General features: G+C 67.7%; 20 protein-coding genes and 1 pseudogene. 12 read left to right on the forward strand and 9 right to left on the reverse strand.

Features of this window, described 5'->3' with window-relative positions:
• Window positions 1-17: 17 nt before the first annotated feature.
• Window positions 18-902, forward strand: a complete 885-nt coding sequence (locus tag NV1_RS32530; RefSeq protein ID WP_067900380.1) for an SDR family oxidoreductase — start codon at window positions 18-20, stop codon at window positions 900-902.
• A 217-nt stretch (window positions 903-1,119) separates the two neighbouring features.
• On the opposite strand, the gene NV1_RS32535 is transcribed toward NV1_RS32530, so the two are convergent.
• Window positions 1,120-1,614 (reverse strand): peptidylprolyl isomerase, encoded by a 495-nt coding sequence (locus NV1_RS32535; protein ID WP_067900244.1) that lies wholly within the window; start codon window positions 1,612-1,614, stop codon window positions 1,120-1,122.
• A gap of 320 nt (window positions 1,615-1,934) precedes the next feature.
• On the reverse strand, window positions 1,935-2,705 hold the full coding sequence (locus NV1_RS32540; RefSeq protein ID WP_067900247.1) for an alpha/beta fold hydrolase: 771 nt from the start codon (window positions 2,703-2,705) through the stop codon (window positions 1,935-1,937).
• Window positions 2,706-2,808: 103 nt separating this feature from the next.
• Between NV1_RS32540 and NV1_RS32545 the strand changes: the two genes are divergently transcribed.
• A complete protein-coding gene (locus tag NV1_RS32545; protein ID WP_067900250.1) occupies window positions 2,809-3,669 on the forward strand; it encodes an AraC family transcriptional regulator in 861 nt (286 codons plus the stop codon).
• Between the two features lie 72 nt (window positions 3,670-3,741).
• Here the strand turns inward: NV1_RS32545 and NV1_RS32550 are convergent, their stop codons facing one another.
• The 3 genes from NV1_RS32550 to NV1_RS32560 form a co-directional block, all read right to left on the reverse strand.
• Window positions 3,742-5,247 carry a DUF1214 domain-containing protein gene (locus NV1_RS32550; protein ID WP_084526108.1) on the reverse strand — a complete coding sequence of 502 codons (1,506 nt, stop codon included), beginning with the start codon at window positions 5,245-5,247 and terminating at the stop codon, window positions 3,742-3,744.
• An 84-nt stretch (window positions 5,248-5,331) separates the two neighbouring features.
• Window positions 5,332-6,621 carry an FAD-dependent monooxygenase gene (locus tag NV1_RS32555; RefSeq protein WP_084526087.1) on the reverse strand — a complete coding sequence of 430 codons (1,290 nt, stop codon included), beginning with the start codon at window positions 6,619-6,621 and terminating at the stop codon, window positions 5,332-5,334.
• Between the two features lie 135 nt (window positions 6,622-6,756).
• Window positions 6,757-7,233, reverse strand: a complete 477-nt coding sequence (locus tag NV1_RS32560; RefSeq protein ID WP_067900255.1) for a nuclear transport factor 2 family protein — start codon at window positions 7,231-7,233, stop codon at window positions 6,757-6,759.
• Between the two features lie 71 nt (window positions 7,234-7,304).
• Here NV1_RS32560 and NV1_RS32565 point away from each other — a divergent pair, with 71 nt between their 5' ends.
• From NV1_RS32565 to dinB, 3 genes and pseudogenes are all read left to right on the forward strand, one after another.
• A complete protein-coding gene (locus NV1_RS32565; RefSeq protein ID WP_067900258.1) occupies window positions 7,305-8,213 on the forward strand; it encodes a LysR family transcriptional regulator in 909 nt (302 codons plus the stop codon).
• Window positions 8,214-8,298: 85 nt separating this feature from the next.
• Window positions 8,299-8,430, forward strand: a pseudogene (locus tag NV1_RS47015) (IS110 family transposase); the annotation flags it as partial.
• A gap of 145 nt (window positions 8,431-8,575) precedes the next feature.
• A complete protein-coding gene (gene dinB / locus NV1_RS32570; RefSeq protein ID WP_084526110.1) occupies window positions 8,576-9,817 on the forward strand; it encodes a DNA polymerase IV in 1,242 nt (413 codons plus the stop codon).
• Between the two features lie 43 nt (window positions 9,818-9,860).
• Here the strand turns inward: dinB and NV1_RS32575 are convergent, their stop codons facing one another.
• Both NV1_RS32575 and NV1_RS32580 read right to left on the reverse strand, forming a co-directional pair.
• Entirely contained in the window at window positions 9,861-10,922 is a 1,062-nt protein-coding gene (locus tag NV1_RS32575) for an NAD(P)H-dependent amine dehydrogenase family protein (protein ID WP_067900387.1), read from the reverse strand.
• Between the two features lie 65 nt (window positions 10,923-10,987).
• Window positions 10,988-12,034 carry an LLM class flavin-dependent oxidoreductase gene (locus NV1_RS32580; RefSeq protein ID WP_067900261.1) on the reverse strand — a complete coding sequence of 349 codons (1,047 nt, stop codon included), beginning with the start codon at window positions 12,032-12,034 and terminating at the stop codon, window positions 10,988-10,990.
• Between the two features lie 201 nt (window positions 12,035-12,235).
• Here NV1_RS32580 and NV1_RS32585 point away from each other — a divergent pair, with 201 nt between their 5' ends.
• On the forward strand, window positions 12,236-13,909 hold the full coding sequence (locus NV1_RS32585) for a CocE/NonD family hydrolase (protein WP_084526093.1): 1,674 nt from the start codon (window positions 12,236-12,238) through the stop codon (window positions 13,907-13,909).
• A gap of 21 nt (window positions 13,910-13,930) precedes the next feature.
• On the opposite strand, the gene NV1_RS46070 is transcribed toward NV1_RS32585, so the two are convergent.
• Window positions 13,931-14,506, reverse strand: a complete 576-nt coding sequence (locus NV1_RS46070; protein ID WP_067900393.1) for a sigma-70 family RNA polymerase sigma factor — start codon at window positions 14,504-14,506, stop codon at window positions 13,931-13,933.
• 648 nt (window positions 14,507-15,154) lie between these two features.
• Between NV1_RS46070 and NV1_RS32595 the strand changes: the two genes are divergently transcribed.
• From NV1_RS32595 to NV1_RS32615, 5 genes are all read left to right on the forward strand, one after another.
• Complete coding sequence (locus tag NV1_RS32595; protein WP_067900264.1) at window positions 15,155-16,486, forward strand: ABC transporter substrate-binding protein; 1,332 nt, start codon at window positions 15,155-15,157, stop codon at window positions 16,484-16,486.
• A gap of 125 nt (window positions 16,487-16,611) precedes the next feature.
• Complete coding sequence (locus NV1_RS32600) at window positions 16,612-17,397, forward strand: carbohydrate ABC transporter permease (RefSeq protein ID WP_218027270.1); 786 nt, start codon at window positions 16,612-16,614, stop codon at window positions 17,395-17,397.
• Window positions 17,394-18,236 (forward strand): carbohydrate ABC transporter permease, encoded by an 843-nt coding sequence (locus tag NV1_RS32605; RefSeq protein WP_067900270.1) that lies wholly within the window; start codon window positions 17,394-17,396, stop codon window positions 18,234-18,236. The genes NV1_RS32600 and NV1_RS32605 overlap by 4 nt, the downstream gene beginning before the upstream one ends.
• 211 nt (window positions 18,237-18,447) lie before the next feature.
• Complete coding sequence (locus NV1_RS32610; RefSeq protein WP_067900274.1) at window positions 18,448-19,257, forward strand: LLM class flavin-dependent oxidoreductase; 810 nt, start codon at window positions 18,448-18,450, stop codon at window positions 19,255-19,257.
• Window positions 19,258-19,521: 264 nt separating this feature from the next.
• Window positions 19,522-20,343: a mycofactocin-coupled SDR family oxidoreductase gene (locus tag NV1_RS32615; protein ID WP_067900277.1), complete on the forward strand. Its 822-nt coding sequence runs from the start codon at window positions 19,522-19,524 to the stop codon at window positions 20,341-20,343.
• Between the two features lie 151 nt (window positions 20,344-20,494).
• Here NV1_RS32615 and NV1_RS32620 read toward each other — a convergent pair whose 3' ends face one another.
• Window positions 20,495-21,316 (reverse strand): SDR family oxidoreductase, encoded by an 822-nt coding sequence (locus NV1_RS32620; RefSeq protein ID WP_067900280.1) that lies wholly within the window; start codon window positions 21,314-21,316, stop codon window positions 20,495-20,497.
• Window positions 21,317-21,390: 74 nt separating this feature from the next.
• On the opposite strand from NV1_RS32620, the gene NV1_RS32625 reads away from it, so the two are divergent.
• Complete coding sequence (locus NV1_RS32625; RefSeq protein WP_067900282.1) at window positions 21,391-21,993, forward strand: TetR/AcrR family transcriptional regulator; 603 nt, start codon at window positions 21,391-21,393, stop codon at window positions 21,991-21,993.
• Window positions 21,994-22,585: the final 592 nt, after the last annotated feature.

The raw sequence follows: 22,585 nt of genomic DNA on the forward strand, positions 1-22,585 counted from the left end.
GAAGCATGGAGCACGTGATGATCATCGTGACCGGAGCCACCGGAGAACTCGGCCGCCGCATCGTCGAGCGGCTGCTCACGCGAGTGCCCGCCGAGCGGATCGGGGTCACCGCCCGTGATCCACGCCGGGCGCAGGCATTCGCGGATCGCGGAATTCGGGTTCGCCCAGCCGATTTCGCCGATCCCGAAAGCCTTCCGTATGCCTTCGAGGGCGCGGCCCGGGTGCTCGTCGTCTCGGTCGACGAACTGGGCGAGGAAGCGGTGCGCCGACATCGCACCGCAATCGAGGGCGCGGTCGCGGCCGGTGCGCGGCGCGTTCTCTACACCAGCCACGCGGGCGCGAACCCGCACTCCCACTTCGAGCCCTGCCGCGACCACGCGGCTACCGAGGAGATCCTGCGCACCTGCGGCGTGCCGTATACCGCCCTGCGCAACGGCTTCTACCTGACGAGCGCAATGCGATTCCTGGACCGCGTCGCGGAGTCCGGCCGCATCGCCGTCCCCGCCGATGGCCCGGTCGCCTGGACCGCACACGACGACCTGGCCGAGGCCGCCGCCGCCATCCTCACCGACGACACCCCCGTCGACGGCCCCACCCCGCCCTTGACTGCCTCGCGCGCACTGACATTCGAAGATCTGGCCACCCATACCGCCTCTCTTCTGGGCCGCAGCGTCGAGCGAATCATTGTGCCGGACAACGAATTCCGGGACCAGCTGATCGACTTCGGAGTTCCGGCCGACATCTCGGACATGCTGCTCGGCATGTTCATCGCCGCCCGCGCACGCGAATTCGCAACCGTCGACCCCACTCTGGAAAACCTGATCGGCCACGACCCCCTCGACATCGACGCCATGCTCCGCGAGCAGCTACCCGCCCACGTTCGACCATCGGCACGGGGCTGAACGGACATCGCCGCTCGCCGTGGTCCCGTCCGCCGCATCCGGGCCGAACTCCGGGACACGATGCCGCATCGGCGAACGGCGCAGACACTCGCCGTCCGCCGGGCAGGTGTCCGGGTGAGTACGAGTCGGCAGGCGGTCGGGCGCGGTCGGGGGGTATGTCGCACCGGCCGCGGGGGCGCGCACATGCACGCCTTGCCGCGGGCCGGGTGCTGGTGGATCAGGCGACGACGCCGCTGTCCTCGATGACGATCTTCTTCGAAGTGCTGCCCGAACGGTTGCCCAGGGCCTCGACCGCCTTGACGACGTCCTCACCCTCGACGACCTCGCCGAAGACGACGTGCTTGCCGTCCAGCCACGGCGTGACGACCGTGGTGATGAAGAACTGCGACCCGTTGGTGCCCGGCCCCGCGTTCGCCATGCTCAGCAGGAACGGCTTGTCGTGCTTGATCTGGAAGTTCTCATCGGCGAACTTCTCGCCGTAGATGCTCTTGCCGCCGGTGCCGTTGCCGTTGGTGAAGTCACCGCCCTGCAGCATGAACTCCGGGATGACGCGGTGGAAGGGCGCGCCCTTGTAACCGAAGCCGTGCTGCCCCGTCGCCAGCTCACGGAAGTTGCGCGCGGTCTTCGGCACCACGTCGTCGAAAAGCCGGAAGACCACCCGGCCGAGATCCTCACCATTGGCCGAAATCTGGAAATATACGTTCTCGCTCATGGGCACTATTCTTAACACCGCCCACCGCCGCACCGAACCACCGCGGTACCTCTGAACCCGATATCCCGGTGAGTTACGTTGGCGGACAGCATATTCGATCAGCGACGACATCGGACTCCGGCGCGTGGCGGCCGACCGCGAGCCGGCACCGCGCAGATGCCGCGATGCTGAACAGCGGATCGAGGCTCGCATCCGCCGGACGAGACCGTCGAACGCGGCACCGCCATACCGCGAACTCGGCCTCTATCCGGTGCAGGACGATGGCCGCGCGTCTGCGGCTGAGCAAGACCGCCATGGTGGGCACGCTGTCCGCGCACCGGTCATCCGAAGGACGTTTCCCTGAGAATGCGGGCGAGTTCGCCGGGCGCCTCCAGCGGTATCAAGTGGCCGCTGCGGGAAATGACCCGCAGATCGGGGTGGTCCAGGTAGGGCAGCAGGGCCGTACGAAGCACCTCGATCGGCTCGACGCGGTCGTGTTCACCGGCGATGACGAGGGTGGGGACCTCGATATCGCGGACCTCGCGGGTGATGTCCTGGGCGATTCCGCGTAGCGGCCACTCGGCGCGGGCCTCCGGATTGCCCGCGAGGGAGTCGGCCACGACCCGGGCCGCGAGCTCGTCGGGCAGCGGTGTGGCGGTCAGCATCGTGTCGCGGGCTGCCACGGTGGCCTCCTCGGTGTCGTAGGCGTGCGACAGGATGCGCTGATATTCGGGCGTGATGGCGGCGGGCTCGGCCGGCGCCGGGGCGACGAGGACGAGCCCGGCCAGGCCCGCCGGTCGCGCAGCGGCGACGAGTTGCGCCACCTTGCCGCCCATGGAATGCCCGACCAGGACATACTCGCGGACACCGGCGTCGGCGACGACGTCGCGCACGTCCTGCGCGAGTTGCTGAAGCGTGTACGGCCCGGGCAGCCGGCTGGAGCGTCCCCAGCCGCGAGCCTCGATGCTCAGGGTGCTTCGTCCGGGCAGTCCGGCGATCACCGGCTGCCAGGTGCGCGCGGCGCCTCCCCAATAGTGAAGAAATACCAGGGTCGGTCCTTTCCCGGCCACGTAGTCGTAGCCGGGTAGACGGGACGAGGTGACTACTGTCATGTGTACTCCCTGCGGGTGCTGGATTCTTCCGTCTTCGAGACAACCGGACCACACGTCGCGCGGCATCATCACGTCCCGACACGGCATGGTGAAAAATGGACAGATGACGTCGATTCGACAGCTCACCTATCAACCTCCGCGCGCGGTGCCGGTGGAGATGATGTCGTTCCGCCAACTGCGGCGCCTCGACACCGGCGCCACACAGCGCGGTGATTTCCATGTGCTCGCGATGGTCCGCCGCGGCCTGGGACGGGTGTCGATCGACTTCTCCGAACATTCGCTGACGGCCAGGACCGCGGTATGGATCCGCCCCGGTGTGGTGCACCGCTGGGACGACATAGCGGATCTTTCCGGCGATCTCGTCCTGTTCGTGCCGACCGCACCGGTCACGCCCGCGAGCCGCGATCTGGCCATGGACCCGAGCACCTCGGCGTGCTGGTCCATCGACGTCCCGTTATGGCAGCTGATCACCGTCGCGCTGGCGCACCTGCGCCTGGAAGCCGATGTCGCACAGGACGATCCGACGCCCGAACTGCTCGGCCTGCTGCTGTCGGCGCTGCTGCTGCGCCTCGCACCGCCAACGGGCGCCGATAATATCCGGAACCTCGTCTTTCGCCGCTTCCGCGACGCCGTGGAGGAGGACTTCCGCGGTCATCACGACATCCTCCACTACGGACGCAGACTCGGCTACTCCCCGCGCACACTGTCCCGTGGCGTCCGGGCGGCAACGGGCCGCACCGCCAAGGATTACCTCTGCGAACGGCTCGTTCTCGAAGCCAAGAGATTGCTGGCACACGATCGCCTGTCCCCTGCCCGCTGCGGACAACGGCTGGGCTTCCCCGACGCCTCGAACTTCTCCGCGTTCTTCCTGCGCGAGGTGGGAATACGTCCCGGAGCGTGGCAGCGGGCGAACCCGGAACAGCTCCCACCACCCGAGCAACCCCCACGAGAAGTCCGGCGGTGACGACGCCGGGCCGCTACAGTCTCGGCCCGTGCCGCGGTCGACGAAGATGTCGGCAGCCCTGCGGTGATCGGATCAGGTGGGTATGAGGTCGGGGAGTTTCCAGGTCTTGTCCAAGAGCGGTTTTCGGGGGCCGGAGCAGCGGAACATCACTTCGAAGTGTTGCCCGCTCTTCGTCGGGATCCAGTTGTTTCTCCGGCCCTCGGGCGAGATGGGCCCGAAGTGGAGGTCCACCGAGCCGTCGGGATCGGGGCGCAAGCCAGGGGTGTTGGATGCGCGACCGGCCCGGTCGACCTCGCGGATGAGGGCGTGGGTGGCCCGGTCGTAGGCGGTGACGGACCAGGAGAGGCCGACCGGAGCGGCGGCGGGCACGGTGAGACGGTAGTTGCTGCCGCCATCGAGGTCGCGGCCGTCCACGTCGTGGATGGTCATCAGGTAGAACTGGCCGCTGCCAGGGGTTTTGGCGGCGAAACAGCCGAACGAGTACATCACTCCGCGCGCCTCGACCGGATAGCCGCCGGGGTCCGGGTATCCGTTCTGCATGGCGGTGAGCAGGTCCGGATCCGCCGGCGCCGCCCAGCGTGAGTTGTCGTAGTACGACGGGGTGAACGACTTGACGTACCGGTCCTCGATCCAGGTCCGCGCCTGCTCGGCCGCGTTGTCCAGCAGTGTGAGAGTCTGCGAATCGGATTGATAGTCGATCCCTCTGCGGATGCCGATGGCGGCGAGTTGATCGACCATCGCCATATCGCGTGCCAACCACGGCCCGCCCTGCACCTGCCGGTCCAAGGCTGTGAAGAACTCACGGTTGTAGGGGATGGTGGCGTCGAAATCCTGGCCGGAAGCATCGTCGTACGGTGTGGCGGGCGGCTTTGCGGCCGCGGCGAGCGGATAGAGGCCGACTCGCTTGCCGTACGCGGCCGCGGCCGCGACGTCGGTGTCGCTGCCGGTTTTCGGGTTCGACCGCAACAACGCGAATCCGGCGTAGGTTTCCGAGCGCAACGCGATGAATCCGTCCGGCACGGGCCGGTTGTAGCCGGGCGGCAGCAGCAGGTAGCGGCCGCCTCGCCCCTTATCGATTCCAGCCGGACCCACATCGGCGAGCGGGGTCTGCCAGACCGTGTCGATGGACCCGGTGATGGACGAATCAGCGGCGGCGGGTGGAATATCGAGCACCATCGGGCCGTCGGTGGTGTCGTAGAACGGCATCAGATACACCGCGTTCGGGTCGGGGGTCAGGGATTGGTTGTGCCAGTCCAATAGCCGTGACCAGTACACGATCCGGTTCGCACCGCCCCCGACGCGGATCGCCGCCTGCAGCATCCGGTCGTAGTTGACCGCCGGCATGCCCCAGATGACCGCCTGCACTGCCCGCGCGGACATCAGCGCGCGCTCACCCGCGCCCTGCCCCGCCCCGGCCGGGCTCTCGGCCCGGTCGGCCTGCTGGGACACCGCAACCACTCCGCCGCCGACAGCCGCGCCCAGCACCGCGGTCGCCGCCGCACCGAGCAACGCGGCCCGGCGAGTAACCCTCCGGGCCTGCCCGCTCGCCGAACCACCTTGCTCGCGTGGGATTTCCATGCCTCGACGGTAGCCGGGCGATGTACCGGCGATCACCATCGGAAACGGTGAGTCGGGGCAGCGGACCCCGGCGAGTCCCGGCGCCTACGAGCTGGACGACGCGGTGATCAGCGGCCCGGCCGAGGCTCCGGAGTCCGGCACTCCGGCGTAATCGGGCAGCTCGACGCCGTGGATCGCGCGCTCGATCAGCTCGGCGAACCACTCGCCGGTGAAATCGGGGCCCGGCTCGGCGTCCGGCCCGGGAACGGCCAGGCTACGAGCGTGCAACCGGCCGATCTCCTGGTTGGCCTCGACGAACGACCGCATCCGCCCCTCGTAGGCCGCGAACCCGGCCTCCGGATCCCACTCGGCGGCGGCCAGCTCTCCGGCCAGCAGATACGCCCCGACCAGCGCCAGCCCGGTGCCTTGTCCGGACAACGGCGACGAACTGAACGCCGCGTCCCCGAGCAGCCCCACCCGTCCACTCGACCAGCGGTCCATCTTCACCTGGGCGACCTGGTCGAGGTAGAAGTCGGGGGCGTCGTCCAGATGCGCCAGGATGTCCGGCGTCAACCAGCCCAGGCCGGCCATCCGCTCGCGCAGCAGGCGCTTGTGAGCCGCGACGTCGCGGTAGTCGACGTCGAAATCCCCTGCGGGGAAAGAGAACATGGCCATCGCCCTGGTGGCGTCCTGGATCGGCCGCAGACCGGCGGAACGCCCGGACCCCGGCTCCTGGTAATCGATCAGCCAGCGATCCAGCCCGAACTCGTTGGGCACACTGTAGAAGGCCAGCACGCGCCCGAGATGGTGCACGAACCGCTCACGCGGCCCGAAGACCATGGCTCGCAACGCCGAATGCAACCCGTCCGCCCCGACCACCAGATCGAAACGCCGCCGATCGCCGCCCGCGAAGACCACGTCGACCCCGTCGGCGTCCTGGACGAGCTCCGCGATCCGGTCACCGAAGATGTACTCGACACCGTCGCGGGTGTCGTCGTAGAGCACCCGGGACAGGTCCCCGCGCAGGATCTCGATCTCCGAGATGTACCCGTCGCCGCCGTCGTCGTCGGCGCGGAAGGTTTCCAGCACGTTCCCGTCCACGTCCACCGTGTGTGCGCCGGCGGTCTCGGTGCAGGCCGCACGCACCGCCGCGTCCAGTCCCATCCGGCGGACGACCTCCTTGGTCACCCCGCGCGCGTCCACCGCCTGCCCACCCGGACGCAGCTCGGGCGCCCGCTCCACCACGGTCACCTCGGCGCCGCGCCGGCGCAGCCAGTGAGCCAGCGCGGGTCCCGCGATGCTCGCCCCCGCCACCAACACCCTGGGACCGCTCGGAGCACCCCTTTCCTGTCCTGGCCGGATCCTCTGCTCCGGTGCGGGGTCGTCGACGGTCATGATTGCCTCCCTGTGTCTCCTCCCGCGCTGAAAGGGTCTCGGCGCAGGTCCCCGCTGCCGGGTGGGTTCAGCGGTATCGACGGCGGGTCCGGCCGAAATTCATCGGTGCGGTCGTGCGTCATCGTCCAGTGCCGGTCAGCCGATCGCCCCCGAATTCGGCCCACGGGAGTGCGTTTCGGGCATGTCCCCGCACGGAATCCAGCCGCCGGCCCGCTGGAGCGGTTGGAGCACCCGCTCGACCAACGCGGTATCGCAATGCTCGATCACCTCGGTCAGCCGGCCGTCCTCGATCCGGAAGACGAAGCAGTAGGTCTGCTCGTACGGCTCGCCTCGGATCGTGCGGGCGTGTGCACGGACCTGGGCGACGACGCGGTCGTCGTCGGCGATAACGAAGTCGGCCGCGCTTCGGTACTCGGCGAACTGGGTCATCAACGGCCGCAGAAGTTCGTTCAGCACCACCGATTTCGGCTCCCAGATGCCCGACCATGACCAGTTGCCGGGAAAGATCCAGCGGAAATCGTCGGCCATGGCATCGCTCATCGCCCGGGTGTTACCTCGAGACATCTGCTCGAAGATGTCCTCGATCAGCTTCCTGTTCGCTGCTGCGCTCATACCTTCGACGCTAGGGAGACCGAAGATATGCGACAAGCGAGAGTGTTGCATACCTGATATGACTAGATCGCATGGGTGAGTTCACAGTCGTCGGGTTGCGGGTGGTCCGGGAGGCAGCTCGGTCCGGGTCGTTCTCCACCGCCGCCGAGAATCTCGGCTACACACAGTCGGCGGTATCCCGGCAGATCGCACTCATGGAGCAGGCGGCGGGCCGGGCACTGTTCGAGCGGCACGCACGCGGCGTGCAGGCCACCGAGGCCGGACGGATCTTGCTGCGCCATGCCGAAACGGTGCTCGGCGGGCTCGGTTCCGCGCGGCAGGAGCTCGACGAACTGACCGCGCATCCGCCCGCCACGCTCCGGGTCGGGGCCTTCTCTACCGCCATGGCCGCACTGGTGCCGAGGGCGATCGCCGCCACCGCGCCACGACTCGCGCGCGTACCGCTGCGCGAGGGCACCAGTCCGCGGTTGGCCGCCGCCGTCGCGCGGGGACGGCTGGATCTGGCGGTGGTGACCGGGATGCGGAATCCACCCCCGGACATCGAGATCGACTCACTCCTGGACGACCCGTTGCTCGTCGCGGTCGGACCGGATCACATCCTCGCGGGACAGGCCAGCGTCACTACCGCGCAACTGCGCCGGGAGCGCTGGATCGCGGGCAGCACCGAGCTGAACAGCACTCTGCTCGGCGCCTGGTACGACGCCACCTGGGAACCGGAGATCGCCTTCGTCGCCCGCGACTGGTTCGCCAAACTCGGGCTGGTCATGGCGGGTATGGGCAGCACCGTGGTGCCCGGAATCGCGGTACCGGTGCTGCCGCCGGACATCGCGCTGGTCCGTATCGACCATCCCGCCGCGATCCGCCCGACCTGCGTCATCCATCGCCGCGGTGACCCGGCCACCCCGAGAGACCCGTTCATCGAGGCACTGCGCGATGCCGCCGCCGACCTGGCCACCCAGGTTCGCCGGCGACTGCGATAACCGACTTACACAGCCACGGGAGGCGAATTCGCGCGCACGACCCGAGCGATGGACATGTGGCCTCTCGGACTGCGCGCTCGGGCCTCGCGAGCACTACCAACGCCGTCGAGCACACGGAGACCGGCACGCGGCGGCACTGCGGCACCTGTTCAACAGGATGCTCGGGCAGCTCCATCACTGCCTCCAATCCCGCGAGCCATTCGATCCTCTCAAAGCCCTCGGCAACCCAACCACACCGCCGTCCGAGGAAGCCGCCGCTCGACTTCTCGAGTCATCGGAGGTCTGGCTCGATGTGCCCGGAGCGTAAACCGAGCAACCGTGCCGGGAAGTTCCACGCGTTGGAGAACCTTCTATGCGAACATATGTTCGTGTCGCAGTCGGATGTTTCGGAGCGTTCGGGGGTGCCGTCCCCGGGCGCTGCGCGGGCATCGATCCTGCATGCGGATCTGGATTCGTTCTATGCCTCGGTCGAGCAGCGGGATGATCCGCGGTTGCGCGGGAAGCCTGTGATCGTGGGCGGCGGGGTGGTGTTGGCGGCCAGTTACGAGGCGAAGGCGCACGGGATACGCACACCGATGAACGGGCGCCAGGCGTTGCGATTGTGTCCGCACGCGATCGTGGTGCAGCCGCGGATGTCGGCGTATGCGCGGGCGAGCCGGGCGGTGTTCGAGATCTTCCGGGACACCACGCCCGAGGTGGAGGGGATCTCGATCGATGAGGCGTTCCTGGACGTCGGCGGGCTGCTGCGAATTGCCGGGAGTCCGGTCGAGATCGCCCGCACTCTGCGCGAGCGCGTCCGCTCGGAGGTCGGGCTGCCGATCTCGGTGGGCGTGGCGCGCACCAAATTCCTCGCCAAGGTCGCCAGCGCGGTCTGCAAACCGGATGGCCTGCTGGAGGTGCCGCCCGGCGGCGAGCTGGAATTCCTGCATCCGCTGCCGGTCGAAAGACTGTGGGGCGTAGGCGAAGTCACCGCGCGCACGCTGCACGAGCACGGGATCACCCGGATCGGACAGCTCGCCGAACTCGGCGAGAAGGGCCTGTCGGGTCTGCTCGGCCCCGCGGCGGGCCGCCACCTGCACGCCCTGTCGTGGGCCCGCGACCCCCGTCGCGTCGACACCGGCCGCCGGCGCCGTTCCATCGGCGCACAACGAGCCCTGGGCCGACGCACTCGCACGCCCGAGGAGATCGAGGCCTACCTGTCCGGCCTGGCCGATCGACTCGGCCACCGCCTGCGCGCGGCCGATCGGGTATGCCGAACAGTGGTGCTGCGCTTACGGTTCGACGATTTCACCCGGGCGACCCGGTCCCACTCGCTGCCCGCCGCCACCGACCACGGCCGCGTCATCGATCAGGCGGCGCACACCCTGCTCACCGCGGCCATGCCGATGATCCGCGAACGCGGACTCACCCTGATCGGCCTGTCCCTGACCAACCTCGACGACGCCCACGCCATGCAACTCACCCTCCCCTTCGACCCCCGCCCCGACAACACTCTGGACACCACCCTCGACCAACTCCGCGACCGCTTCGGCGCGGGAACGGTCACCCGCGCGGCGCTGCTGCACCGCGGCGAAGGACTCTCGGTACCGCTGCTGCCAGACTGAGACCTCGCACGGTCGTGACACTCCGGCAGCGCCGCACAACCTGTCAGGCGGGGACGACGCCCTGTGCCCGGATGAGCGGCAGATCGTTGTACGTGACGATGCCCGGGTCGGCAGCGACGACGGCGGGGACCGCGTTGATGACGGGCATGGCGGTCATGATGTGGCCCAATTCCATGAAATCGGCGAGCGTTTCACCCTGGAAATCGGACGGCGGCAGGAAAGTCACGACGTTCTTCACCGTCGGGCGACCGTCCACCTGCAACACCCAGCCGAAGTCGTCGATGGTCCAATTCGGTTCCAGCGTCTGGCCTTTGCGCCATCGGACGTTCACATCGATCAACGTCCGCCCGCCGGCGATGCCCTTCCAACTGGCGAACACCCCGGCGACGCAACCGGCCGGAATCGTCCAGGAGTCCATCACGAGATCCGCTGTGGTCTGGGCATATTCGGGATCGCAACGCACCTCGTCGAGTTCTACGCCCAGTGCGTCGGCGATCATTCGCACCGCCTCGCCGAAGACCCCGGTGCCCTGCGCGGTCATCGCGGGCAGATCCGGGTTGTCGATCGGCTGGCCGAATCCGACCGGACGCTCGGTGGCGGGCGAATCGTAGAAAGTGGTGTCGGCGGCCTCGCTGACGGTCACCTTGTCCACCCGATCGCAGATGCCCGCCGAGACGATCGCCAGCAGATTCACGAAACCGGGGCTGATGCCGGAACCGAACATCGTCGCACCGCCGCGGCGACACGCCTCCAGAATCCGGTCCCGGCCACCGCCTTGATTGTGGCCGGTGATGAACGACGCGGTCGCGACGACGTTCACCCCGGCGGACAGGATGCGAACCAGTTCGTCCACGTCGATCCACATCGGGTTGTAGATCACGCAGTCCGGTTTCAGCGCCAGCAGTGCGTCGACGTCGTTGGTCGCGGTGACGCCGAGCGCGTCGATTCCGCACAACTCGCCGACGTCGCGTCCGGCCTTGTCCGGCGACCACGCATAGCAGCCGACCAGTTCGAGCGTCGGATTCGCGGCGATCGCCCGGACCGAAGCCTTCCCGACATTGCCGGTCGTCCACTGGACGACCCGATACCGCGCATTCTCAGCCACGCCCACAGTCTAGAGAGCGATTACCGTATTCGGTATGCCTATTCTCGAATTAGAGAATCATAATCTCAGGGTGCGGGGATCTCCGACGGGCGACACGCGTCCATGACGGCGGTGATGGCTTCCTCACCCGGCCGAGCGGTCACCACGCGGACGATCGCGGTATCCAAACCTTTTGCGAGACGGGCGAATCCGGTGGCCGCGCCCGAGGCAGGCCCGAAATAACCGACCTGTCGCGCGAGTTCCACCGGGAAGGCCTCGATCAGCTCGTCCAGCGAGGCACCGCGATCGCGACGTTCCTCCACCTCGGTCAGCGCCTCGTCGAAGCCCATCCGGCCGAAGTGCCCGCGATAGCCGAGCGATTTGTTCGCCCTGGGAGCTGCCAGCGCGTATCCCATCAGGGCCCGAATCAGGCCGCGGCGGGCGAGATCCTCGTCCTCGTCCACGCAGATTCGGATGTACTCGATCATGGATACCTCGCCCGGATCGCGACCGGCCGCCCGCGCACCTTGCGCGACGATCTCCCGGCTGGCGGCGACCTGGTCCGCGGTGCACCAGTTCAGCGCCGCCGCGTCGGCGGCCGCACCGGCCAGCGCGAGCATCTTCGGCCCCAGGGCACCCAGTGCAACAGGCACTTTCGGCGGCGTCGACCCGAGCGCGACACCGTGCAGCTGCACCGCCCGTCCCTCGTGCTCGACCGTCTCGCCGGCCAAGAGCGCGCGCAGTGTCACCAGCCATTCGCGCATCGTGCCGAGCGGCCGCAGATCGTCCGGCAACCCCACCGAGCGCCGGAATTGCGGCGAGTGCAGTGCGCCGGAGCCGATCCCGAGCACGAATCTGCCGCCGCTGATCTCGCCGACCGTCGCCGCGCAGGAGGCCAGCGCGGGCACCGACCAGTAGCCGATCGGCACGACCGAGATGCCGGTACCGATGCCGCCGGGCACCAGATCCGCGGTCGCGGCCGACCACTGCGCGCAGATATGCGTCGCCTCGCGACCGATCGAGGCATTGGTCCACACACTCCGATATCCCTGTCGGGCAGCATGTCTGCCCAGCTCACGATACTGATCCCAGGACAATCCGAGGCCTCGATCCAAGCCGACCGCGATCTCCATGGCACACCTTTCGTCGTCTCTCATATCGCCCGTTGACCGACTCGGACGATAGCCTCGTGGGGATGTTCGAGGCGCGAGGACCGGCCCGGGATTTCCCGCCCGCGCCCAGGGTCCGCGAGGAGGCGGCATGAGAGCTCAGGTTCGAAGGCGACGAAGGATGTCCATCCTGACCCGTTCCCCACACCGCGGCGGAGGCGAGGAATGACAACGCTGCGACAGCGGCTCACCCGCGCCGTGGATGCGCGGGCGCGCGGAGGCGTCGAACTCGGGGCCCACGACATCGATATCACCCGCGATCTGCGGGTGCCGATGGCGGACGGTGTGGAGCTGCTCGGCGACCTGTATCGGCCCACCGATCCGGACCGGTCCCTGCCGACGATCGTCATCCGCGGACCGTACGGCCGGCGCGGCGTCATCGGCGGCGCGGCCCGCGCCCTCGCCTACGACGGATTCACCGTGTTCTTCCAGAGTTGCCGTGGCACTTGGGGTTCGCAGGGCCGGTTCACGCCGCAGGCCGACGAGCAGCGCGACGGCATGGCCACGCACCGATGGGTGCGCAGGCAGCCCTGGTTCACCGGACATCTGGCGACGTTCGGCGAGAGCTATATGGGCTATACGCAGTGGGCGGTCGCGGGCCGGATGCGACGCGAGGACCCGGACAACGCGCCGGAAGCCCTGGTGCTGCAGATCACCATGCCGGATTTCGGCGAAATCACCTGGGACAACGGCGCTTTCGCTCTGCGCAACGCGCTGGGCTGGAGTCGCATGATGGATCTGATGGATCGCGGCGGGCTGGCGCTGCTGGGAATCGCCCTGCCGGATCGCAAGCTGGACAAGGCATTCGACGCGCTGCCCCTGAGCCGGGGCGACAGCGCCGCCACCGGGCACCCGATCCACTGGTATCAGGACTGGGTCCGGTACGAGCGGCTCACCGACGAATACTGGACGTCCCAGTCGCACACCGCGTCGGTGCCCGATGTCACCGCGCCGGTACTGATGGTGACGGGATGGTACGACATCTTTCTGCCGTGGCAGCTGCGCAACTACCGGCAACTGGTCGAGGCGGGGAATCCGCCGCGTCTCACCGTCGGTCCGTGGGGGCATCTCTCGCGCGGCAAAGCCGCTCCGGCACACCGGGATACGGTCGGATTTCTCCGCGAGGTATTCACCGGCGAGGAGTCCGGGCGCGCCCCGGTGCGCGCGTTCGAAACCGGTGCGCGGACCTGGCACGAGTTCGAGGTGTGGCCGCCGGAGGGCACCGCCGCGCAGGACTGGCTGCTGCATGCGGGCGGCGGGCTGTCCACCGAGCCCGCGTCGGGCGGCGCGACGTGCTACACCTACGATCCGCAACGGCCGACTCCGGCATTGGGCGGGCCGAGCCTCGCGTCCGACAATCGGCCCGGGGACAACGTCGAGCACGAGCGTCGCGCGGATGTCGTGGCCTTCCGCTCCGAACCTCTCGAGACCCCGCTCGAGATCGCCGGCGAGCCGGTCGCGCATATCCGAATCCGTTCCAGCGCACCGAGTTACGATGTCTTCGTACGTATCACCGATGTGCATCCCGACGGGCGCGCGATCACCGTCTGCGACGGCATCCGCCGGATCGGCTCGATCGGCACCGCCGCCACCGATCCCGCACCGGACTCCGACGGCTTCCGGGAGGTCGAGGTTCGGCTGTGGCCGGCATTCCACAGCTTCGGGTCCGGACATCGCGTCGGGATCCAGGTCAGCTCCGGGGCACATCCGCGCTACGCCCGCAATCCGGGCACCGGCGAGCCCGCATTCGACGCCTCCTCGACTCTCGTTGCGCACCAGGAGATCTCACATTCCGGCCCGGACGGGTCGGGAATCTCGCTGCCGGTGTGGACGCGATGACGGTCAGTGGACGGCGACGGCTCAGCAGGCCGTCTCCTCGGCCTGCACGAGCGCCCTGAGCTTGGCCAGCCCGCGGTGCTGTGCGACCCGCACCGCGCCCGAGGTACTGCCCACCGCGGCCGCGGTTTCCTCCGCCGAGAGGCCGACCACCAGACGCAGCACCAGAATTTCGCGAGTTCTCTCCGGAAGCGTTGCGAGCAGCGCGTTCACGCGACGGGTCTCGTCGGACTCGACAGCTCGCTGTTCGGGCCCCTGATCCGTACAGGCGACCTCGGGAACCTCGTCGGTCGCATACGACTTGTCCCGGGCCGCACCGCGTCGCGCGTCGGCCACCTTGTGCGCGGCGATCCCGTAGACGAAGGCCATGAACGGCCGCCCCTGATCCTGATAACGCGGCAGGGCCGTCACCACGGCCAGGCAAACCTCCTGCGCGACATCGTCCGCGGAAATCTGCCCGCGCTCCGAATACCCGATCCGCGCCCGGCAATATCGGACGACCGGCGGGCGCACGATCTCCAGCACCCGAGCCAGAGCCGACCGATCCCCCTGCGCCGCAACGCCGACGAGCACGTCCAACTCTGTCCCGGCGGGCGACAATTGCGGCTGCCCCGCGTCCTCGGACCGTCGAACCCCCTCTCGCGCGATATCGAACTGCTCCCCCGCCGCCTCCGGCAGCGATCCCACCGCCCGCTCGAGCCGCCGAACCCGTTCCGGCGCAACGTCGGCTACCTCCGACAGCCCATCGGCTCCCTGTGGCAGCGCCGGCGGACCCACCGCGGAAGAAGTCACCGTATCGCCGCCGTCACGCAGTTCGCACAACGCGTATGCCACAACAGAACCCCACGTTTCCAGCGCCTCGAACCGCGAGGCGCGCCCGGCCCGAAGCCGGAAACCAGCCCTGGCGAAGCTGAAGATCGAACGGCAGAACATGTTTCACACAGCGTTGACACGCCCACCGCGATCAAGTATGCCCACGATTTACCCACCTCGACAGCACCTACCGCCCAGCTGAGGCTCTTCGGCCCTCGGAGAAAGGACTTTCGGCCTCTCCTCGTCCGGCCACATGCAGATGCGCGAGGTGCACTCGGTCGATCAACTGCCGCAGTTCGGGTATCACACAACTGAACCGCGGCGATCCCGGTTCGGTGCCCAGGGCATCGAGCTTCCCATACTTGGTTACGGCAGGCGGGCAGATCCGATTCACGTAATTAACCTGAGCGAGTCGCGCAGGCGGAGCTGAACCGGATGACCGAGGAGTACGGGATGGATACGGCGGACGGTGCCGGTACTTCGCAGATGTCCAGGCGTATATTCGGCAAGACCGCGGCCGCCATGGCCGCCGCGGCCGTCCCCACGCTGGCGGGCTGCGGCGCCGGGGCAACACCGGGCGGACGAACCGAGATCACGTTCGCGTGTGCGAAGTTCTTCGCCCAGAAGACGATCGGTGCGATCGTCGACGAATACAACGCCGCGCAGTCCCGGGTGTTCGTGAAACTGCGCGAGCTGCCCACGCCGAACCAGAGCACGCAGGTACATCAGCAGTTGGTGCGTTCGCTGTCCCAACGCGACGGCGATATCGATGTCTACACCGCGGATATCGTGTGGATCGCCGAATTCGCCGCCGCCGGCTGGTCGGCGCGGCTCGATGACGCCATCCCTCCCGCCACACGTGCGCAGTACTTCTCGGGCGCGATCGACGCGTGTACGTATCGGAACGAACTACACGCACTGCCTTGGTTTCTCGACGCGGGCATGTTGTATTACCGCAAGGATCTGCTGGAGGCCGCCGGTCTCGCGGTCCCGGCGCATTGGGATGAACTCGCCACCGCCGCACGGCGACTGATGGACTCCGGGGCAGTCACCAACGGATTCAACTGGCAGGGCCGCCAGCAAGAAGTGCTGGTGTGCAACCTGGTGGAGTTCATCGGTTCCAACGGCGGTTCGATCCTCGGGACGGATGGCCGGACAGTCACCATCGACGATCCCGCCGCGGTCACGGCCGTGCAGTTCATGGTGGATACCTTCGCTACCCGCAAGATCACCTCACGAGACGTGCTGTCCTGGGATGAGGTCCCCAGCGAACTGCCGTTCCTCGGCGGTCGAACCGCATTCCTGCGGAACTGGTCCTTCGTCTGGAACGACGTGCAGAACCCGTCCGCATCCGCGGTCGTCGGGAAGGTGGCGGCCACGAAGCTGCCGTCGTTCCCCGGCGGATCGAGCACGGCGTGCCTGGGCGGGTACCAGCTCGGCATGAACGCCGCGAGCAGCAAGAAGAGCGCGGCACTGGACTTTCTGACCTGGATGTCCAGCCCGGCAACGCAATTGACGTGTGCGACGCAACTCGGCCTCGCACCCAGCCGACCCGCGGTCTACGCCGAGCCGGACCTCGCTCGGGCGAATCCGTTCATGGTGTCGCTGCGCGAAGTCTTCATGACCGGTGCGCCCCGGCCTCGGATGCCGAAATACGCCCAGATCAGCCTGGCGGTGCAGGCGGGAGTCTCCGCCGCACTCGCCAGCGGCGACGTCGCGCCCGGTCTACGAGCGGCACGAGATCGAATAGCGGCGATCATCGGATGAAAATTATCGGATACCAAGTTGTTCCGAAAAGGCTGCCATCCTGGTTCCGTTCGTTCGCCCTGGTGATTCCGATGCTCGCCACGGTGCTCGTCGTATCTCTCTTTCCGGTTCTCCGCACCGTGTGGATGTCGTTTCGCGATAGCGCTTTGACGTCGAATACCGACCACTTCGTCGGAGCGGCCAACTACCACAAGCTGTGGCATGATCGCCTCTTTTGGCAGTCCTGGTGGCAGACAATCGAATTCGCCACCGTGACAACGTGTGTCGAGACACTGGCCGGCCTCGGTATCGCGCTGACGCTCAACGCCCGATTTCCCGGGCGTGGTGCGGCGCGAGCGATGGTACTGGTGCCGTGGGCCATACCCTCGGTCGTCACCGGGCGAATGTTCAATTGGCTCTTCGATCAGGGCGGTGCGATCAATTACCTGCTGGTTCGATCACACCTGGCCACCCGGCCCGTGGAATTCCTGGGCTCCACTACCTGGGCCCTGCGGACCCTGATGATCGCCGATATCTGGAAGACGACCCCATTCATGGCCCTGTTGCTGCTGGCGGGGCTGCAGACGATCCCGCCGCATCTGACTGAAGTCGCGCGGCTGGACGGGATTTCGGCGTGGGGTCGCTTTCGGTGCGTCGTGCTGCCGTTGTTGTTGCCGAGCCTGCTGGTAGCGGCGCTGCTGCGGATGCTGGACGCGGTGCGGGTATTCGATCTGCCCTACGCGGTAACGGGCGGCGGACCAGCCAGCAGCACCGAGACGCTGTCGACCTATTCCTACAACCTGCTCTTCGCCGGTCTCGACCTCGGCAGCGGTTCGGCCGTCGCCACCGCGACGTTCGTCGCGGAGATCGGGATCGGCTGCGCCTTCGGCATTTTCGTCATTCTGAGTGTCCGGCGGGACGGGCGGTCATGAGGCGCGCGGCTATCGCTCTCGGCCGCCGAACCGGATTGGTCGTGCTGGTGGGTGTGATCGTCCTGTGGTCGCTGGCCCCGTTCGCCTGGCAGGTGATCACCTCGCTCGAACCCGATCGCTATCTCGCCGAGTTCACCCCACACTGGCTGCCATTTCCCGGCGCCACGTTGCAGCACTACCGAAATGTATTCGGCGCCAAGGACTTCACCCAGTACGTGTGCAACAGCGCGATCGTCGACGCCTTCGCCACCGTGGTCGCGGTGGTACTGGCGACCGCAGCGGCGTACGCGGTGTCTCTGCTGTGGTTGCGCGGCCGCGGGTGGATAGTCGCGCTGGTGCTCGCGGTGTCGATGTTGCCGCAGGTCGCGATCGTGACCCCGGCATACCAGGAATTGCTGCGACTGCACCTGCTCAATTCCTATCTCGGATTGGGCATCGTCTACGCGGGCCTGTCGCTGCCGCTGACTTTCGTCGTGCTGTCGAGCCACTTGCGTGGCATCACCCGCGAAATTCACGAGGCCGCGCGGCTCGACGGCGCGGGCCCGATCCGCACCCTGTGGTCGGTGATCGTCCCGCTCGCGTTGCCCGGCATCGTGCCCGCCGCCTTGCTCGGATTCATCGCCTCCTGGAACGAACTCCTGCTGGCCCTGTCGCTGAACTCCGATCCGGACCGGCAGACGGTGCCCGTCGCGATCGCGAACTTCACTGGCATCTACGCGATTCCGTGGGGCGATATCGCCGCCGCATCTGTTGTCACGACCGTGCCGCTCGTGGTTCTGGTATTGATCGGGCAACGTCGCATCGTCGCGGGACTGACTGCGGCGGCAACGACGGACTGACGTCCACCACGGGCTGTCCCGTCTGCGGTGGATAACACCGTGATCGTCCGATCGCTCGATGGGTCAGAGCTGACCGGCCTCGGTCTCGCTGACGGGCACCGATGAATTTCGGGTGGGTCCGTCGTCGGTATCGCTGGATGTACCGATGGCGATGATCATGGGCCTCCCCCGGTGGGGTGACAGGTCGCGCCGGCCAGAGAGGAATTCAGGCATGACGAGATCGTTCAGATTCGGGGTCGTCGCACCGATCAGAACCGACCTGCCCACGTGGCTGGACCGCGTGCGCCGCATCGCCGACAGCGGTTACTCGACGCTGCTGATGCCCGACTTCCCGCAGCTGCAACCGGCGCCCGGTCCGGCGCTGGCCACCGCCGCGGCCGTGACCGATCTGCGCGTGGGCACCTGGGTTTATGCCTCCCCGTTTCGCCCCGCCTGGTTGACGGCATGGGAAGCGCACTCGCTGTCGCAGCTCACCGATGGTCGCTTCGAGATGGGCATCGGCACCGGCAGGCCGGGAATCGAGGACGAATTGCGCGATAAGGGACTGCCCGCCGCCCCGCCGAACGAGCGGCTGGCACAGGTGCGTGAGACCGTCGAGAGGCTGAGAGTTCTCGACGGCCCCGACCGTCACACGCCGGTGGCGATGGCCGTGCGCGGCCCGAAAGCCCGGGCGCTGGCGGCCGAGGTCGCGGACACGGTCACCTTCGCGCAGTTGCCGAATGAGCCTCGGGCCGAGGTCACGCGGCTGGCGCTGGACTTCCGCGGCGTCGCCGACGCCGTCGAACTCGCGCTCGGCGTGCCGGTCGTAGGTGACACTGTCGCCCCCTTCATGGCGCCGCCCGACACCGACCCCGCCGCGCTTCGGGCGGTCGACTCGCTGGCCACGCTTGCGGACGACCCGGCGGCCGCCGCCGAGGAAATCCAGCGGCGACGGGAGGAGATCGGCTTCTCCTATTTCATCTTCGGCGCCGACTGCGCCGACAGGTTCGCACCGGTCGTCGCCGAACTCGCCGGACGTTAGCCACGTGCCATCGCCGGAGCCGATTTCGGTGTGCAGAGCGCCCGCGGGACCTGAACGACCACCTCTCCCGCTGGTTCGGCAAGCCTGCCAACTGATTTCACCCGGGCAACCAGAACTCCCGGATGACCTGTCGAACGTTACCGTCGCGCTTACGATATAGCCGTCCACATTCCGGTCCGGACCATCCGATCCGCAATTCCGCGGTCGCGGTCCGGTCCACGCGGGTCCGATTCGGGTCGCGATCCGAGAACGGCAGGAGGACATGTGACCGGCCGACTGAACGGTAAGGTGGCTTTCATCACCGGAGCCGCACGAGGACAGGGACGTGCGCACGCGGTGCGACTGGCGAGTGAGGGAGCCGACATCATCGCCGTCGACCTGGCCGGCCCCCTCCCACCGCGGGTGCAGTACGAGTCCGCCACCCCGGACGACCTCGCCGAAACCGCCCGCCTGGTCGAACAGACCGGCCGACGCATCGTCACCGCGCAGACCGACACGCGCGATCTGGACGGTCTGCGCAAGGCGGTGAACGAGGGCGTGGAAACCTTCGGCCGGCTCGACGCCATCGTGGCCAATGCGGGCATCTGCATTCCCCAGACCTGGGACGAGATCACCCCGGAGTCCTTCCGAGATGTCATGGACATCAACGTCACCGGCACGTGGAATACGGTCGTCGCGGGCGCGCAGCAGATCATCGACGGCGGTCGCGGCGGGTCGATCGTGCTGATCAGCTCCGCGGCCGGAATCAAGCCGCAGCCCTTCATGGTTCACTACACGACCAGCAAACATGCGGTGACCGGTATGGCGCGCGCTTTGGCCGCCGAATTCGGCAAGCACTCCGTCCGCGTCAACAGCGTGCATCCCGGCGCGGTCAACACACCGATGGGCGGCGGCGATATGGTGAACGGGCTGCGCCGGGTATTCGCGACGAATCCGCGACTGACGCAGATGAATTCAGCTTTCCTGCCGGAGGGTTTCGCCGAACCGGAGGATATCGCCGCGACGGTATCCTGGCTCATCAGCGATGATGCACGCCTGATCACCGGCGCGCAGATCGCGGTCGACCTCGGCTCCACCCAGTACTGACCGGGAGACCGCACGTCGACTTCCCGCTCGCCGGCCGGCAGGTGTTGAGCATTCCGACATACCGCGCCGCATTCGATCACTCGATCCGGATGACCAGGTGATCCGCTGTCACCGAGACGGACTCAGCAACGCGGACAACGGATTCGGCAAATCACGAGCCACCGTGGCGGGTAGCGGCCACGACACCGCCGTCGACGAGGAGGTCGATTCCGGTGATGAAGGAGGCGTCGGGACCGAGCAGGAACGCCGCGGCTGCCGCGATATCCCCGGCGGTGCCCAACCGCCCGGTTCCCGACGCCTCGACCATCGCGCGCATCCCGGCGCCGGATTCACCCGCGAGCTCCTGACGTCCCATCACGGTGCTGATGACACCGGGGCTGATGCTGTTGACCCGCGCCCCTCGCCGCCCCCAGGCCAGGCTCGCGGCCTGTACCCGCACCTGATTCCCACGTTTCGCGACGCTGTAGGCGATGCCCGGTTGCGACATGCCCGGACCGGCGAGGAACGGCAGGTCGAGCAGTTCCTCCGCGGGAGTCGTCGCGAACGCGGCCTCGACTTCGGCGGGCAACTGCCCGGCCGAGAATGTCCCGGCCATACTCGCGATCACCACTCCCGCCCCGCCCGGCGCGACGACCTTCCCGAACTCCTCGAGCACCAACGCCACACCGACCAGGTCCACCGCCAGAATGGCCGCGGTCGACGCCTGCGCCGGAGACAGCCCGGCCGTATGCGCCAGCGCGGTCACCGAGCCGAGTCCGGCGGCGTGCTCCGCCAACGATGCGACCGAATCACGCTGGGACACATCGACTGTCCGGGTCCGAACCTGATACCCGTCGCCGTCCAGCGTGGCGGCGACCCGGTCGAGAAGTGCCGCGTCGACATCGGCCAGCAGCACCTGCCGCCCCGATCCCAGACGACGCGCGATGGCCTCACCCATACCGCCGGCCCCGATCACTGCCAGAACCTCGCTCATGCCACTCCTCGAACAAATACAATACGAATCGTCTCGCTTTCAGCGCAGACTACACGCCTCGTACGCTGACGGCCATGACTCAGCCCCGCCGCGGCCCCAAGCGCAACGAGGCGTCTCGCCGGGCAATTCTCGAGGCGACCCGCGACATCCTGCGATCCGAAAGCTACGACCGGTTGTCGCTGGACGGCATCGCCCGGCGCGCCGGCGTCGGCAAACAGACGATCTACCGCTGGTGGTCGTCGAAGGCAGCGGTCGTGGTCGACGCGGTGCTGGACGGCTTCATCCCGACCCCGCCCCTGCCCGAGCCCAGCGGGTCCGATATCGCCGAGGCGCTGCGTGATTGGCTTCTGGCATTCCGCGAGCAGATCGCCTCTCCTGTCGGCCACACCCTCTCCCGAGCCCTGACCGGCGCGGCGGCGGTGGACGACACCGCCGCGACTCGTCTGTACACCCATTTCACCGGACCGCTGCGGGAACATCTGTGCGAGCGCCTCGCCTCGGACGCCGAGCTGCGCCCCGATGCGAATCACCTCGCCGCCGCCGACGCACTGATCGGCGCGCTGATCTTCCTCACCCTCTCCCGCCGGCCGGTCGAACCCGACCATCTCGACGGCCTGCTGGACGTCGTCCTCAACGGCCTGCGCAGATCACCGGACGATCTCGGGGACCCCCGCTGAGCAGATGCCCACGGAGCCCGAGGAATTCACATCCGGCTCGCCACGAATGGCCGACGAGTTCGTCGTCACACTTTCCGCCTCGGTTCAGAGCGCAATTCCAGCCGCTTTCGATATGCCCCACGAGCACTACGACGGAGATCGGTAGCAGATCGACATCGGTCGAATCGCGACTCGTCGACGAACCGCCGCCGGACGACGGCCGACGAGGCAACGCTCGCCACGGAAACCGGCTCCGCCGCAACCACGCTCACCCGATACCCGGTCCGGTGGAATCCGGCAAATCGCCCGAGCACATGCGGTGACCTGCGCGCGAACGACGGCGGCCGAGGTGATTCGCACGATGGCGAACGCATGTGACTGTTCGCCGTGAGTCGTAAGAAAATTTGTGGCACAATACAATTCGTGACTCGATCGATCGAAAGCTACTCTGCGGCAACAGCAATGCCGCACACCTGCGAGATCGACACATCGGCACGCCATCACCTGTGCGTTGTCGGACCGGCGAGCGGAAAAGACCACTCGCCCCGTCTGCGGGAACATATCGAGCAACCGCGGTTCCGAGAGCTCACCCCGGTGACCATGCGATTGCCGG

Origin of the sequence: Nocardia vaccinii NBRC 15922, from assembly GCF_001613305.1 — a bacterium.
GTDB lineage: Bacteria > Actinomycetota > Actinomycetes > Mycobacteriales > Mycobacteriaceae > Nocardia > Nocardia vaccinii.

Coding starts and splice junctions, on each gene's coding strand:
- NV1_RS32625 (WP_067900282.1), top strand. CDS start 21,391: ATGACTCAGCCCCGCCGCGGCCCCAAGCGCAACGAGGCGTCTCGCCGG.
- NV1_RS32530 (WP_067900380.1), top strand. CDS start 18: ATGATCATCGTGACCGGAGCCACCGGAGAACTCGGCCGCCGCATCGTC.
- NV1_RS32535 (WP_067900244.1), bottom strand. CDS start 1,614: ATGAGCGAGAACGTATATTTCCAGATTTCGGCCAATGGTGAGGATCTC.
- NV1_RS32610 (WP_067900274.1), top strand. CDS start 18,448: ATGACGAGATCGTTCAGATTCGGGGTCGTCGCACCGATCAGAACCGAC.
- NV1_RS32560 (WP_067900255.1), bottom strand. CDS start 7,233: ATGAGCGCAGCAGCGAACAGGAAGCTGATCGAGGACATCTTCGAGCAG.
- dinB (WP_084526110.1), top strand. CDS start 8,576: ATGTTCGTGTCGCAGTCGGATGTTTCGGAGCGTTCGGGGGTGCCGTCC.
- NV1_RS32565 (WP_067900258.1), top strand. CDS start 7,305: ATGGGTGAGTTCACAGTCGTCGGGTTGCGGGTGGTCCGGGAGGCAGCT.
- NV1_RS32585 (WP_084526093.1), top strand. CDS start 12,236: ATGACAACGCTGCGACAGCGGCTCACCCGCGCCGTGGATGCGCGGGCG.
- NV1_RS32605 (WP_067900270.1), top strand. CDS start 17,394: ATGAGGCGCGCGGCTATCGCTCTCGGCCGCCGAACCGGATTGGTCGTG.
- NV1_RS32620 (WP_067900280.1), bottom strand. CDS start 21,316: ATGAGCGAGGTTCTGGCAGTGATCGGGGCCGGCGGTATGGGTGAGGCC.
- NV1_RS32550 (WP_084526108.1), bottom strand. CDS start 5,247: ATGGAAATCCCACGCGAGCAAGGTGGTTCGGCGAGCGGGCAGGCCCGG.
- NV1_RS32580 (WP_067900261.1), bottom strand. CDS start 12,034: ATGGAGATCGCGGTCGGCTTGGATCGAGGCCTCGGATTGTCCTGGGAT.
- NV1_RS32545 (WP_067900250.1), top strand. CDS start 2,809: ATGACGTCGATTCGACAGCTCACCTATCAACCTCCGCGCGCGGTGCCG.
- NV1_RS32540 (WP_067900247.1), bottom strand. CDS start 2,705: ATGACAGTAGTCACCTCGTCCCGTCTACCCGGCTACGACTACGTGGCC.
- NV1_RS32600 (WP_218027270.1), top strand. CDS start 16,612: ATGTCGTTTCGCGATAGCGCTTTGACGTCGAATACCGACCACTTCGTC.
- NV1_RS32555 (WP_084526087.1), bottom strand. CDS start 6,621: ATGACCGTCGACGACCCCGCACCGGAGCAGAGGATCCGGCCAGGACAG.
- NV1_RS32595 (WP_067900264.1), top strand. CDS start 15,155: ATGACCGAGGAGTACGGGATGGATACGGCGGACGGTGCCGGTACTTCG.